This window comes from Gilliamella sp. Occ3-1 (assembly GCF_001690655.1).
GTDB classification, from domain to species: domain Bacteria; phylum Pseudomonadota; class Gammaproteobacteria; order Enterobacterales; family Orbaceae; genus Gilliamella; species Gilliamella apicola_P.
Window position 1 is genome coordinate 1 of the sequence record NZ_LZHQ01000016.1, and the last position, 14,998, is coordinate 14,998.

14 protein-coding genes and 2 pseudogenes are annotated in these 14,998 nt (G+C 35.0%); 1 reads left to right on the forward strand and 15 read right to left on the reverse strand.

The window, feature by feature from the left end:
* Together A9G43_RS04900 and A9G43_RS04905 are read right to left on the reverse strand one after the other, a co-directional pair.
* On the reverse strand, nucleotides 1-220 hold a 220-nt coding region (locus A9G43_RS04900; protein WP_065606286.1), incomplete at its 3' end, for a transposase.
* Between the two features lie 708 nt (nucleotides 221-928).
* A pseudogene (locus A9G43_RS04905) lies at nucleotides 929-2,056 on the reverse strand (IS3 family transposase).
* A 296-nt stretch (nucleotides 2,057-2,352) separates the two neighbouring features.
* Between A9G43_RS04905 and A9G43_RS04915 the strand changes: the two are divergent.
* Entirely contained in the window at nucleotides 2,353-2,895 is a 543-nt protein-coding gene (locus A9G43_RS04915) for an RNA polymerase sigma factor (protein ID WP_051634374.1), read from the forward strand.
* Between the two features lie 594 nt (nucleotides 2,896-3,489).
* Here A9G43_RS04915 and A9G43_RS04925 read toward each other — a convergent pair.
* From A9G43_RS04925 to ribH, 13 genes and pseudogenes are all read right to left on the reverse strand, one after another.
* Nucleotides 3,490-3,690 carry a YgaP family membrane protein gene (locus A9G43_RS04925; protein WP_034915691.1) on the reverse strand — a complete coding sequence of 67 codons (201 nt, stop codon included), beginning with the start codon at nucleotides 3,688-3,690 and terminating at the stop codon, nucleotides 3,490-3,492.
* A 259-nt stretch (nucleotides 3,691-3,949) separates the two neighbouring features.
* Nucleotides 3,950-4,689: pseudogene (locus A9G43_RS04930) on the reverse strand (IS5 family transposase).
* Between the two features lie 158 nt (nucleotides 4,690-4,847).
* Nucleotides 4,848-6,203, reverse strand: coding sequence for a glutathione-disulfide reductase (gene gorA, locus A9G43_RS04935; RefSeq protein WP_065607131.1), 1,356 nt, complete (start codon nucleotides 6,201-6,203; stop codon nucleotides 4,848-4,850).
* A gap of 226 nt (nucleotides 6,204-6,429) precedes the next feature.
* Nucleotides 6,430-7,860 carry a bifunctional D-glycero-beta-D-manno-heptose-7-phosphate kinase/D-glycero-beta-D-manno-heptose 1-phosphate adenylyltransferase HldE gene (gene hldE, locus A9G43_RS04940; RefSeq protein WP_065607133.1) on the reverse strand — a complete coding sequence of 477 codons (1,431 nt, stop codon included), beginning with the start codon at nucleotides 7,858-7,860 and terminating at the stop codon, nucleotides 6,430-6,432.
* Nucleotides 7,861-7,906: 46 nt separating this feature from the next.
* A complete protein-coding gene (gene tatC / locus A9G43_RS04945; protein ID WP_065607135.1) occupies nucleotides 7,907-8,677 on the reverse strand; it encodes a twin-arginine translocase subunit TatC in 771 nt (256 codons plus the stop codon).
* A complete protein-coding gene (tatB, locus tag A9G43_RS04950) occupies nucleotides 8,674-9,021 on the reverse strand; it encodes a Sec-independent protein translocase protein TatB (RefSeq protein WP_065607137.1) in 348 nt (115 codons plus the stop codon). The genes tatC and tatB overlap by 4 nt, the downstream gene beginning before the upstream one ends.
* 3 nt (nucleotides 9,022-9,024) lie before the next feature.
* Entirely contained in the window at nucleotides 9,025-9,261 is a 237-nt protein-coding gene (gene tatA / locus A9G43_RS04955; RefSeq protein WP_065607139.1) for a twin-arginine translocase TatA/TatE family subunit, read from the reverse strand.
* A gap of 83 nt (nucleotides 9,262-9,344) precedes the next feature.
* Entirely contained in the window at nucleotides 9,345-10,886 is a 1,542-nt protein-coding gene (gene ubiB, locus A9G43_RS04960; RefSeq protein WP_065607142.1) for a ubiquinone biosynthesis regulatory protein kinase UbiB, read from the reverse strand.
* Nucleotides 10,887-10,900: 14 nt separating this feature from the next.
* On the reverse strand, nucleotides 10,901-11,677 hold the full coding sequence (ubiE, locus tag A9G43_RS04965; RefSeq protein WP_065607144.1) for a bifunctional demethylmenaquinone methyltransferase/2-methoxy-6-polyprenyl-1,4-benzoquinol methylase UbiE: 777 nt from the start codon (nucleotides 11,675-11,677) through the stop codon (nucleotides 10,901-10,903).
* A 62-nt stretch (nucleotides 11,678-11,739) separates the two neighbouring features.
* Nucleotides 11,740-12,675 (reverse strand): multifunctional transcriptional regulator/nicotinamide-nucleotide adenylyltransferase/ribosylnicotinamide kinase NadR, encoded by a 936-nt coding sequence (nadR, locus tag A9G43_RS04970; RefSeq protein ID WP_065607146.1) that lies wholly within the window; start codon nucleotides 12,673-12,675, stop codon nucleotides 11,740-11,742.
* Nucleotides 12,676-12,825: 150 nt separating this feature from the next.
* Nucleotides 12,826-13,881, reverse strand: coding sequence for a TrmH family RNA methyltransferase (locus A9G43_RS04975; protein ID WP_065607148.1), 1,056 nt, complete (start codon nucleotides 13,879-13,881; stop codon nucleotides 12,826-12,828).
* Nucleotides 13,882-13,902: 21 nt separating this feature from the next.
* Complete coding sequence (gene nusB, locus A9G43_RS04980; protein WP_065560927.1) at nucleotides 13,903-14,322, reverse strand: transcription antitermination factor NusB; 420 nt, start codon at nucleotides 14,320-14,322, stop codon at nucleotides 13,903-13,905.
* 4 nt (nucleotides 14,323-14,326) lie between these two features.
* Nucleotides 14,327-14,797 carry a 6,7-dimethyl-8-ribityllumazine synthase gene (gene ribH / locus A9G43_RS04985; RefSeq protein WP_034911536.1) on the reverse strand — a complete coding sequence of 157 codons (471 nt, stop codon included), beginning with the start codon at nucleotides 14,795-14,797 and terminating at the stop codon, nucleotides 14,327-14,329.
* Nucleotides 14,798-14,998: the final 201 nt, after the last annotated feature.

Genomic DNA, 14,998 nt, shown 5'->3' on the forward strand with positions numbered 1-14,998 from the left:
TTAAGCTCAGTTCGGCAAACATCTGTTTAAGCTTACGGTTTTCAGCCTCCAGCTCCTTTAAGCGTTTGATATCCGAAGTTTCCATTCCGCCGTATTTTTCCCGCCATTTATAGAAAGTTGAATTACCCATGCCATATTTACGACAGAGTTCTTTAACCGGAATACCCGCTTCAGCTTCTTTTAAAATAGCGACGATTTGATGTTCAGTCATTTTTTTCATGTTTAAATCCTCTTTACTTTTATCATAGAGAATTTTCTACTTTTTTGCTGTATTATTCTAGGGGAGAGTTACACATCAACTAATAAGATTATCCCGTGACAAGACAACTAAGTAGTGAATTTAAAAGAGAATGTGCAGAATTAGTTCTGAATTCTATATTTTTGGCAGGAATACCTTGTAGATATCTGCTCAGAACATCATGCACTAACATTCGGGTTACCAAATATTGGTGTTTATACTTGTCAAAGTATAATTTTGCCACTGCTCCAATTCCTGATGATTCAAAAATTGGACATAGTTGGTCAAAGCAAAATCGGGATTTATTTCCTCATTATAGGTAAACCAGATGTGTATTTCATTTTCTGCTATCTTCATAAAGCTTTCTACTTATTCTTTGGTTTCGTAAATACGGTTTAATTTGAAACTCCATTGACTGAACTAATCCAAGCTCATCTTTCAGGCAGCTTATTGAACTTTGATATCAAACTAGAGTTATCTGTACAGCAGGAAAGGCGCCTAGAATAGGGAAATGGCGATAAATAGTCACTTATCTAGAGGTATTTAGGTCTAAATATAAGCCCAAATGCCTCAAAAAAGCACGGTTAAAAATTTAGTTTGAGTGAAGCTTTACCGTACAAAGGTCTCAATAAAAATCAAAGTGGTTTATACATATGGTAATTTATCAGTACCTTGATCCTCGCCAAAATATTAGACAGTGCCCACCTCTATCATTTTTTCGTTTTGGTAATATTGTTGTTCATATTGTTCAAGTGATACCCAGCCATTGGCTGAATGACGGCGTATCCGATTATAATAGATTTCAATATATTCAAATAGTGCTTTATTAGCCTGCTTCCTCGTTTTGTAGTAACAGTCATGAATAATATATGTTTTGAGTGTATGAAAAAAACTCTCAACAACCGCATTATCAAAGCAGTTGCCTCTTCGACTCATGCTTTGCCTTAGCCCATATTGTAACAATAATTGCTTGAAATCAGCACTGCAATATTGGCTTCCTTGGTCACTATGAATGAGTACATTTTTAGGAAAGTGACGCCGAAATAAAGCTTGTTTTAATGTATTACACACTAAATGGCGGTCTATGTAGCGACTCGTTTGCCTAGCAATCACTTTTCGTCCATATAAATCGATAATCACCGACGACAAATATAACCAACCTTCCCCCGTTTTAATATAAGTAATATCGGTTACCCATGTTTTATTAGGCTTATCAGGGTTAAATTGCCTATCTAACGTGTTGGGCACAATATTGTGATGAGCCGTGTCTGTTTTATACTTGAATTTACGTGTGGCTTTACTATGCAATCTTAAACTACGTAATCCCAATTGTTGCAAAACACGGTTAATTGTTCTTTCTGAAACTTGATAGCCCGCTTCCCTTGCATCATGAAGCAGGCTTGGCGCACCCAAACGAGCTTTATGTTGCCAATACTGTTTTTGGATATACGCTGAGTTTAGCTGATTTGTTTGCTCTTTTTAACCAAGCATAATAACCCGATGCACTGACACCAAGTAATGAGCATATCCTAGTAACGGGATAGCAGGTTAAATGATTTTTCATATAAGCGTACTTCATCGATTTGGATTGTTGATGATATGCACATGCGCCTTTTTTAGTATATCATTAGCCATTTTCAGTTCTTTAATCTCTTTTTCTAACGCCATTATCCGCTGTTGCTCAGCCGTTAACTCTCGACGGCTGGTTTTATTCGGGGAAAGTTGCCTAATCCATTTATCTAGGGTTGATTTACCCACACCTAGATGGTTGGCAAGTTCGTTGATAGAAAGGTGTGCATGAGATAACGCATAATCCACTGATTGTTGTTTAAATTAGATACTAAATTTTTTGACCATGATATTTGTCTCCTATGATTTTTGTTTATATCATAGAGGTGACTTTTGTCCACTTTTTTGGCGAGGATCATCTTTTAAAATAGCCACGATTTGATGTTCAGCCATTTTTTTCATAATTAAATTCCCTTTTACTTTTATCATAGAGAATTTTCTACTTTTTTGCTGTACTATTTTAGGGGATAGTTACAAAAATATTTAAAATTATTTGAATCCTTTTCATACCTTCAAACCTCTTTTATATAGTAGAGGAAAAAATAATGAAAAAAATTGATGATAATCTCATTTTACAGGCCAGTTCAGGTAATGAAGTTGCTATGGCTAAATTACTCGAAAAATGCCAACCAGATCTAAATCGCTTTTCAAGAAAAGTTTGTTCCACTGCTGAAGACGCAGAAGATGCAGTACAAGTGGCACTCTGGGTTTTATATAAAAAAATAGGTGTTTTGCGAACTATTTCCGCACTGTCAGCGTGGTTGTTTCGCATTATTGAGCGAGAATGCTACAGAATATTTCGTTCAAATAACAAAACATTCGCAATGGATCCTGATGATATGGAAGAGCTATTTGGAACTAGTAACTCTATAGCTGATGAATCAATATTAAAAATTGACTTAACTAAAGCAATAATTTCTCTTCCCTATACTTATCGAAGTGTAATAATTCTTAGAGATATCAGAGAATTATCAACTTATGAAGTGTCTAATATGCTTGAAATTAGCCCAGAAGCAGTGAAAAGTAGACTTCACAGAGCTAGAAATATTATACGAAAAAAATTAGAGATTAGTGGTCATTCACACTGAAATAGTAATTATGAATACTTTATATATTAATATTCACAATTATAAAGGAACTATTTATGGTAATGAATACAAATGGCATTAAAGAAAATATGATTTAACTTGATTAGATACTCATCCCCTAGCAAGCTAGGGGCAGTAACCATGCAACATAACAAATTCACACATTGAGCTATTTTCACTTTAAGTCTGTTGAAATTGATTCATCTTTTTTTGTACAGGGAATACATGTTTTACCTGGATTGGTTATAGTCATTATGAGACCAATTACCCAACAGGCAGGGCATCCTCTTAATACAAAAAAACCTAAAACAGCCGATACAAGTCCCAATAAAACGCTCCAGACAGCACCTTGAATGAACAGATATATTGTTAAACCGAGCAAACCAAATCCAATACATCCTCGTAGTAAATGCCTTAATACAGAACTACTTCTAAACATGACATTACCTCTTAAAATTAATTAATTTAAATTTCATTTTATTTACATTTTTCTCTTAATGGTGATATCAATGAGAGATATCCTGTAATATGTACTTCCTCAAAGTAAACTGTTTTTCATCATTATATCAAGGAAGTAGCGAGTGGATTTTTTAGCTAGTTTATTTTTCTTTTCATAATTGAACGCATAGGGCAAAATCCTATAGTTCCAGTACAAACCAGAATTATTCCTGTTGCGATAGCAATCCACATTACTAGGGCTGTTGGAGCAAAAAGAAAGCCTAAATAAGCAATACAGGCACCAATAATAATTCGACATAAACGCTCAAAACTTGGAATATTTTTTTTAAAACTCATATTTTTTTCCTCTTTAAAATTAGATTTAATAATGAACTACTCTAATAAAGAGTCGACAAAATCAAAAAAAGATTCAAAAAATTTTCATTTAAATGGATTTTAATTATCAAATTAGCGGAATACATTGAATTAATGTCTTTTATTTAAGTTTATAGGTATTTCAAATTAGGAGTGAATTTAGGTAAAGGATAGTTATAAATAATTAAAAAATTAATTGTAATTGATTAGGGGCTGTTGATCTTTGCTGTACATAAATTACTCAACAATACATTGGCAGCCACATTAACATAAATGCCAGTGATACCATACTGGCATAATTCCTTTCTAACTTATCGTATCTAGTTGATATTGAACGGTATTGCTTGATTCTAGCAAAGGCATTCTCGACTAAATGACGATAGCGATAAAGGCACCTATCCATACTGCTTTTATCTATATCCTTACCATAATTACGTTTAGCAATCACCGTTCGTCCGCCTTTTTGACGAACAAAGCACCTTTATCGGCTATCACTGTATTCACTTCATCGAGCTTTTCAACTAGGTTTTCTGCATAAGTGATATCATGTCGTTGTCCTTCAGAAAGCTCAAAACAAATAGGCAAACCACCACTATCAACCGCAAGATGAATTTTAGTTGAATTACCACCACAGCTCTGACCTATTTGCTCACAATGCTCCGTTGCAGCGCCTGTACTATGTTGATGAGCCCTGATAATCGAGCCATCTAGGAACACCCATTCAAAATCCGCTAGTTGTGATAAATGTTTGAAAATATCAACTAATATTCCTTTTTTAGACCACAAATTAAATCGTCTATAGACGGTGCTCCATTCACCAAACTCTTCTGGCAAATCTCGCCAAGGAATACCGGTTCTCATTCGGAAAAGGATCCCTTCAAACGTCATCCGATGCTCGGATTTATTATAAACTCGGCCGGTATTTTTCATTATTTGTAGTAGCTTTTCCCACCGTTTATCTGTTAGCATTGTTCTTGGCATGATGAATCGAGTTATGGTTGTTTTTTGCAGAATTATTATAACTCACATCATGCCGTCTAAAAAATAATCACGAAAGATCAACACGCCCTAATATATAAAAATATTAACAAAAAAGCAGGACTAATAGCCTGCTTTTTTATTACTACTATCGGTCGTTTTTAACGCATGGTAACAAACTCTTCGGCAGCAGTTGGGTGAATAGCCACCGTATTATCAAAATCTTTTTTAGTTGCTCCCATTTTAAGCGCTACTGCAAAGCCTTGTAACATTTCGTCCATTCCGTAACCAATACCATGAATACCAACAATTTTTTCATCTTTCCCCACGCATACTAATTTCATTCGACAAGGTTGTCGATGCTGTGTTACTGCGGTGTACATTGCTGTAAATGTTGATTTATACACTTTTACGTTTTCTTCACCATACTGCTGTATTGCTTCTGGTTCAGTCAATCCTACTGTACCAATTGCAGGATGAGTAAATACGACGGTCGGAATATTACTGTAATCTAAATGTTCATCAGGTTTATTGTTAAATAACCTTTCTGATAAGCGACGCCCTGCGGCAACTGCAACAGGTGTTAGCGCTATAGCGCCTGTAATATCATCACCGACAGAATAAATGCCCGGGACATTGGTGTTTTGGTATTTGTCGACGAGAACAAAACCTTTATTATCAACCGCAATTCCTGCCGCCTGTAAATTCATGTCATTTGTTGCTGGATCACGTCCAATCGCCCAAATTAAACAATCAACTGTGTAACTTTCGCCATTTTCGAGGTTTAATGTTAACGAATTATCACTATTTTTAATTACCGATTTTGGAACCGCAAAAGTATGTAATTGTTGTCCTTCAGTAGCAATAACTTCCATTAAGGTTTCAACAATAAGCGGATCAAAAGATCGTAGTGGTGTAGCATTGCGAACAAATTGATGTGTTTGTGCGCCCAAAGCGTGTAATACGCTTGCTATTTCGCAAGCAATATAACCTGCGCCAACAACTGCCACACGTTTTGGCAAGGCTTTTAGAGCAAAAAAGCCATCTGAAGTAATGCCATATTGCGCACCTGGAATATTGGGAATGCTTGGTTTTCCGCCAACAGCAATTAGAATATGATCAGCACTATAGTGTTCGCCATTTACCTCAACGGTGTGAGAGTCAACAAATTTTGCATAGCCATGAATGACGTCAACTTTGTTATTAGTAAGTACCCGATCATAAGACTGATGAATGCGATCAATATAAGCAGTTCGACTAGCAATTAATTTATCCCAATTGAATTGATTAATAGTGGTATCAAAACCGTAATCAGGACCATAATGTTTAATAGCTTCTGCAATTTGAGCACCATACCACATTACTTTTTTGGGTACACAACCAACATTAACACAGGTTCCACCTAATAATTTGGCTTCAATAATGACACATTTTTTTCCATAGGACGCAGCTCGATTAATTGATGCTATCCCTCCACTACCACCACCAATGGCAATGTAATCATAATGTTTGGTCATAAAATATCCTTAATACTCTTTTTCGTTATTTGCTTATTAGCTTTGCATAAAGATCACAATAAAAAAAGTATTAATTTTGAAATTTAACAATAGTTATTAACGATTGATTAAAGTGTATTAATTTTTTTACTGATTTTTATCTTAAACAAGGATTAACTAAGGTTATTAAGAGTTGAAAAGCCAATCGGCTACTTATTTCAAAGTAGCCGATTTTATTTGTGATTATTTAGCTTAGCGTTCTTTTTATTGCGTTAATAATGTTGGTTGTTGAACATCCATCTTCAAAATTGAGCACTTTAACAGTTCCACCAGCAGCAATAACTTCTTTACCGCCTGCGATATCTTCAGGTTTATAATCGCCACCTTTAACTAATACATCGGGTAAAATAGTGGCTATTAATCGTTGTGGTGTTTCTTCCTCAAATGGCACGACCCAATCAACTGAATCAAGTGCACCTAATACAATCATTCGTTGCATAAGCGGGTTTATTGGTCTTGATTCACCTTTTAACTGCTTAACCGAAGCATCGCTGTTCACCGCAACTATTAAACGATCACCAAGTTTACGCGCATTAGCAAGATAAGAGACATGCCCAGCATGTAAAATATCAAAACAACCATTGGTCATGACAATTTTTTCACCACGCATCCGTGCTTTTTGAACTTCTTCTTTGAGTTCTTCTTCTGTCATTACACCAAAACCGTCATCAGCACGTGCTCGAATGGCATTACTTAACTCTACTTGCGATACTGTTGAAGTGCCAAGTTTACCAACAACAACACCCGCTGCAGCATTGGCTAAGAAACAGCTTTCCTCTAAAGATTGCCCTGCGGCTAAAGCTGCGGCTAATGTGGCAATTACAGTATCGCCAGCACCTGTGACATCAAATACTTCTTTAGCTTGAGTCGGTAGATGATAAGTTGGTTTATCTAATTGAAGCAATGTCATGCCTTTTTCACTTCGTGTAACCAATAGCGCTTTTAGCTGGTACTGTTTAATCAGTTGGTGGCCTTTTTCTATGATTTCATCTTCACTTTGACAATGACCAACTACCGCCTCAAACTCTGACATATTTGGGGTTAAGATTGTTGCACCGCGGTAACGTTCAAAATCAGTCCCTTTGGGATCAACTAGAATCGGTACATTTGCTTGATTGGCAAGCTTAATCATTGCTTGAACTGCTGATAATGCTCCTTTAGCATAGTCCGACAGAACCAATACTTTATGCGTCGCCAATGCTGTTTGAATACGCTCAAGAATAGGAGTTGCATCAATATTGCCAAATCCTTCTTCAAAATCAATACGGATCAATTGTTGATTGCGTGATAAGACTCGTAGTTTAGTTATAGTTGGGTGTGTTGAAACAGAGACAAAATCACATTGAACTTTGTGGTTACTTAGCTGTTCATCAAGAATTTTAGCTGGTTCATCAATACCTGTTAGTCCGATTAGTCGCGCGTTACCACAAAGCGATGTAATATTCATAGCAACATTAGCCGCACCACCTGGTCGCTCTTCTAAAGAGTCAATTTTGACTACAGGTACTGGCGCTTCGGGGGATATCCGATTAGTTCCTCCATACCAATAGCGATCTAACATAATATCGCCTACAACTAATACATTGGCACAATTAAAATCAGGTAATGATGTCTTCATTATGACTTGTTATCCTTAATTATTCAGTTAATTCATCTTTTATCTGTTAACTATCTTTATCAGATTCATAACTGTCGTTATCTTCTGTTTTGTCATTTTTTCGTGGTTGATAAAAACGGGCAAAAAAAGTGCCAATTTCAAACAGTAAACAGATAGGTACAGCTAGTAATATTTGTGAAAATACATCGGGTGGCGTAACAAACATTGCAACGGCAAACACACCAACAATTATATAAGGGCGCTTTTTTCGTAGACTTTTAGGTGTAGTTATTCCTGTCCAACAAAGTAGTATAATGGCAACGGGCACTTCGAAAGCAAACCCAAAAACAATAAAGAGTGTCATTACAAAATCAAGATATTTTGTAATATCAGTATTGATAGCTACATCAATAGGTGCAGTGTGAATAAAAAAGTAAAATGCTAGTGGAAACACCACAAAGTAAGCAAATGCGATACCGAGATAAAAGAGAATTGTGCTTGATACAATTAACGGCATTACTAGACGTTTTTCATGTTGATATAGCGCTGGTGCAATAAATCCCCAAACTTGATACAGTACGTAAGGAATTGAGATAAATATTGCCACCACCGCAGTTAGCTTAATTGGGGTAAAAAATGGTGCTGCAATATCTGTTGCTATCATGCTACTACCTTGAGGTAATTGGCTAATAAGCGGATTTGCCACGATATGATAAATATCATTGGAAAAATAGAGTAAGCAGGCTAATACCAGCAAAATGCAGATAATAGAGCGTAGAAGCCGTATTCTAAGTTCAACAAGATGTCCAATTAATGGTTGTGTAGCGTCGTCAGTCATGATTTATTTTTATCTGAGTGAGAGTGAGAGTGAGAATCGATCTGCGTTGCAGATTCGATCTCGTTTTGTAATGATTCTGTTACGCGCTTTAAATCATCAATTGATTCTTGAATCTCTGGCGTAAGTGTTGTTAAACCACTTTGTTCAGCCTTTTTTAGACTGTCTTGTAACTCTTGTAGCTTAAGTTCTTTATTTAATTCTAACTGTACAGTAGCAGACATTCGGCGGAGTACTTTTATCCATCCTGCAACTGTTTTTATGGCAATAGGTAATCGTTCTGGTCCTAAAACCACCAGACCAATAATTAATACCAATAATAACTGACCAAAGCTGATGTCGAACACGGGTTACTCTTTTTTGCTATTGTTAGTATCTGTATTGTTAGTTTCTGATGAGTCAATATTTTCGACTTTTTGTAAATTGTCGTGCTCTTTTTGGTCGTGGCCGTCATCATCATTCATCGCTTTTTTAAAGCCTTTAATTGATGCGCCAAGATCGGAACCTAGCGTACGTAATTTTTTTGTTCCAAATAATAACACAACAACAACGATTAATATGAGGAGTTGAGGCAAGCTTGGCATCATGATAATTATCTCCAGTAGGGTTAATATCTAAATTATACACACAAACTATAATTTTCCCAAATAACTAGCTTTGTGCCCAATTATTAATGCACAATCAGTATAATAATACATAATGCACAAAATAGTGCAATCACTGTATATAAATTTCGTTCACGCTTTTTACTACGCTGAAATTCTTGCTTGATTTGCTGTAATTGAACATTCATTTGTTTGGAAATTCGTTCATAATCATTTAATTTTTCTGGTAACTGAGGCAACATTATTCGCCACTCAGGTAATGATTCCCAAGCTTGTTGCAGTATCTTTTTAGCGCTATATTTATCTCGATACCATTTTTCTAAAAATGGCTTCGCTGTTTGCCACAAATCAAGTTCTGGATAGAGCTGACGACCAAGCCCTTCAATATAAAATAGTGTTTTTTCAAGTAAGGTCAGTTGGGGTTGGATATCCATATCAAATTGACGAGCGACTTGAAATAATTGTAGTAAAATTTGTGAAAATGAGATTTCAGAAAGTGGTTTTGCAAATGCGGGCTCACATACATTGCGCATTGCCATTTCAAGTGCAATAACATCCGTTGTTGCTGGTACCCAGCCTGATGCAATATAGGTTTCTGCTATTTTTCGATAATCTCGATTGAAAAATGCTAAGAAATTTTCTGCAAGATAGCGTTGATCATCAGCACTTAATATACCAACAATGGCACAATCAATACCAATATAACGTGGATTTTGTGGTTCTGTAATATCAACAAAAATGTTGCCTGGATGCATGTCAGCATGAAAAAAGTTATCACGAAACACTTGGGTAAAGAAAGCTTGTACTCCTCGTTCTGCAAGTAATTTCATATCAACATTATTTTGCTTTAACTGATCGATATCTGCAATGGGGATCCCTTTAATGCGCTCTTCAACCATCACATTTTTTCGACATAAATCTTGATAAACATAAGGGATATATAAAGTATCGCTATTGATAAAATTGTCACGCAATCTAACCGTATTGTAAGCTTCTTTTTGTAAATCTAACTCTTTTAATAGTGTCATTTCATAATCATGCACTATTTCAACCGCTCGCAATTTTTCGCCTGATTCGATTCGTTTAGTAAATTGTTTAGCCACCCAATACATCAGGCCAATATCAGCTTGTATAACCTGTAAAATATTAGGACGTAAGACTTTGATAACCACTTCAGCTTGACTATGTTTTAATACCGCCGTATGAACCTGAGCTATTGATGCTGATGCTATTGGTTTTTCGTCAAAATCAGCAAAATAATAATCAATTGGCTGTTCTAACGCTGACTCAATTAATTGTTTGGCAATTTTACCGTCAAAAGGGTTAACTTGGTCTTGTAATTTTGCCAAAGCATCGGCTATGTGTTTTGGTAAAATATCACGCCGGGTTGAGATCATTTGTCCAATTTTCACCCAAACTGGACCTAGATCTTGTAACGCTAGTTGTAAACGTTCACCGATTTTTTGATGTTTTGCTTTAGCTCTAACCCAAAACATACAAAATAATAAAGTACGCAACCATTTTGATGAACGATGTTTTGGCAACAATTCATTTAATTGATAAGCTCGAAATACAGTTAATATTTTAAACAGTCTAAAAAATGTCATTATTATTCATCGCATCAAAATTTAAAGCCAGTATGTAACGCAACTATACCACCAGTCATATTGTGATATTTCACATCGACAAATCCTGCATCTTCCATCATTTTTTTCAATGTATTTTGATCAGGATGCATACGGATAGATTCAGCTAAATAACGGTAACTTTCAGAATCATTTGCCACTATATTCCCCATCAATGGTAACATAGTAAATGAGTATAGATCATACGCTTTATTCAGGATTTGATATTGCGGTTTAGAGAATTCAAGAATTAATAAACGCCCGCCAGGTTTTAATACTCGCCACATGGATAGTAATGCATTTTCTTTGTCGGTAACATTACGTAATCCAAATGAAATAGTAATACAATCGAAATAGTTATCTGCAAAAGGTAATTCTTCGGCATTAGCTTGTACATATTCAATGTTTTTAAATAAGCCTTTGTCGCGTAGCTTATCTCGTCCCACTTTTAACATCGATTCGTTAATATCGGCTAACACAACTAATCCATCATCACCAACAAGTTGCGAGAATTTAGCGGTTAAATCACCTGTGCCTCCGGCCAAATCTAAAACTTTTTGACCTTTACGCACGCTACTATATTCAATAGTAATTTTTTTCCAAATACGATGTATGCCAAATGACATTAGATCATTCATAACATCATATTTATCAGCAACAGAATGAAATACTTCAGCAACACGTTTTATTTTTTCTTGTTTTGGAACTTGTTTGTAACCAAAATCAATTTTTTCTTGATTTGTATCGTCTTGTTTGTCAGAAGATTGAGACATAAAAATTTACCTATCACAAATATTTGACTTATTTTAACATAAGCCACAATAAATGTGATGAACTAAATCAATAATGCTTCAACCTCTTTTGTGATTGTTTCAAAATGTTCCAGCCGTGAGGATTTTGGATTTGAATCTTTTTCATGAATGACTAAATCAAAATGATAACTGTCTTTAAAAGCTTTTAAAATTTCATTATCTTTTTGAAATAATTGATCGTAGTACTGGGCTAATGTTTCAAAATCAATTGAGGTAAAAACAACCTTATTGGCGATTTCAATAGCTTTTGAAATCCGTTCTACATGTAACATCGCAATTTTCATAAAATCAGATTCACTCAAATAACGTTTGTTATGCTGAGTTAAGATTTCTCGCTCAATATAATTAATATAACCGTTAGGTACATATTGAGTATTATAAATATTAGCAAGTTGAATAGGTAAATCACGAAATCTATTTTGACTAACAATAGCTACTTTTTTAACAAAAAAAGGTTTTGCTGCTTGTGCGATAAAACACCAATTTTTATAAGGATTTTCACGGATTTGTGTTGCGCTGATGTTCATAAAATCTCGATTGGCATCGACAATGATTACCGGACAACCAAAATAGAGTTCATGATTTTTGATATCTTGCGGTTCACTAGTAAATACTACATTAGGCTTAATTTTATGTTCGGAAAGAATTTGCTTAACGCGACAACTCCAATCGTGCCATCCATTGGGATAAAATTCGATACCAACCTCATCAAGTACATGGATATGAATATTGTGGCGATCTTTAAACGTCTCTTTTAACCATGAAAAGCGGTCGCTAACTTGTGGTTGTTTGGGTAAACGGCTTTTATCAAATAGCTGCTTATCACGTGATGCCTCACAACCCAATATGATATGTAACACATCAACTTGGCTCATTGCTTTTTCAATCAAATAAATATGACCACAATGTAAAGGATAAAACTTCCCGAAAATTAAACCAACTTTATGCTTTAAAGCCATAACCATTACCAAAACACACAATAACTAATAACAATTTACAGAAAAAAAAAGTAATTTCTAATCAAATCATGCTATTTGATATATTTTACCAATTAGAAAAATAACTTTTACCATCCAACTAATTGATAATAAAAATAAAATAATACTTTATTATTTTTGTAAATTAGATAATAAAATACCCGTTGCAACCGAAATATTTAATGCAGGCATGTTATCATTGCCCTTTAAATGGACGACAACATTAGCACAATTAATAAGTTTTATATTAATTTGTTGAAATATAACTAACGCAACTTTTTTATCAAACTTGATTTTATGCAATTCAGTTGATGCAATAGATTTTGCCTGACACGGTAATAACGCAACAACTTGGTAACCACGCTGTTTGAGCATATCAAGTGAAGCAACAAAATCATCACTTTTAATTGATTCAATAGCTTCAATACCACCTTCTGCCACACGCATGGCAGCGCCACTATCAAGTAAATTCGTTTGACGTAATATAACGCCATTAACACCATAAAAAGCAGCACTACGAATTAAGCCACCTAAATTATGGGGATTATGAACATCGTCAATAGCTAGAATACCATCATGATCTTTATTACTATTATTTTCTAAATAATCCAATAAGGTAAGTGGAACACGTTTTTTTACAATTAGGCAGACACCGCCATGGTGTTGAGTTTGAGTTATTTTACTAATTTGCTCACTAGAAATAACATCATAACCTAACCGTTGTTTGACTAACCAGTCTATTAGATCTTTAAACTGGTAAGTCATCTCTTGGGTAATAAATAGTTTAACAATAGCTGTGCGTCGATGTTTGAAAACTGCTTTACAGCTATTTTCACTATAAACTAAAGTTTCTTCTTTACGTTGGCGATAGCCATCATAACCAAAAGTAGGTACTTGCTCATTATCACGAACCTTTTTTTGCCATGGTGAATCATTATCGATAGATGATTGAGATTGATTAAGTTCAACATTAAAACGCTTTTTTGCAAACTCAGATTTATCATTTCGAGGTTTGAATGTTTCAATACGATCATGACGATCTCGTTTAGATTTCAACTGAGATGAATCATCTTTACGTTTGTCTTTCCATCGAGAAGGCTTTTCAATAGCCGAGCGAGAATGCTTTTTAGATTCACTATTTTTTGCGTAAAAAATAGATGGTTTATTTTTTTCGGTATTGTCGTTCATATCAATCTCACAATTAATCGGTTATCGCGTACGAATGGTTGGGGCTATTTTATCTAATACGCCATTAACAAATTTATGGCTGTCAGCAGCACCGAAGGTTTTTGTTAAATCAATGGCTTCATTAATTACCACTTTATAGGGCACATCTTGACGTTTCATTAATTCATACAGTGCGATTCTAAGTATCGCTAATTCAATTTGTCCTAATTCATCAACAGATCGTTCAGTGAGATAAGGCGTCATTTTATCATCTAATTCGGTAGTATTTTTTGCTACACCATTTAATAATTCACGAAAATACTTAGAATCGACGCCTTTCATATCTTGTTCTGTAATAAAACTTGTCTCAACATCAGCCAGATCGTTTCTGGAAACTTGCCAAGAGTAAATGGCTTGTACCGCACATTCTCTTGCTCGACGACGAGGATTAACTAATGCCACAAAATTACTCCTTAATTGCTTTAATAATATTTAGCATTTCCAGCGCAGTTAATGCAGCTTCAGCTCCTTTATTGCCTGCCTTAGTGCCTGCACGTTCAATTGCTTGTTCTATACTTTCGGTGGTTAAAATACCAAATCCTACTGGAATAGTGTTGTCTAAACTTGTACTTAATAATCCAGAGCTTGATTCACCAGCAACAAAATCAAAATGCGCTGTACTACCACGAATTACGGTACCTAACGCCACAACGGCATCATATTTTTTGGACTGTGCAGCAACTTTAACAGCTAGAGGAATTTCATAAGCACCGGGAACCCAAATAACAGTGATATTTTTATCATCAACTTGTCCAATACGTGTCAATGCATCAATTGCACCATTTACTAGGCTATCATTAATAAAATGATTAAAACGTGCCACTACAATTGCAACTTTAGCTTTTGGTGCAGCAACTTTACCTTCAATCGTTTGCATATTAATTCCTTATTAATTCTATTTTAAATGCTATTTCACTCTGTTTTGCGTGAAAAAATACTTAGTAAATTGTATCACGAATTAAAGACTTATCCTATTGGCAAATAGCGTTACGACCAAGTTCTACCCAATATATTATTTAAAATAAACGCAAAGAATTTAACTATTGCAAATGTATTATTTGTTAAATTTAAAATTAAT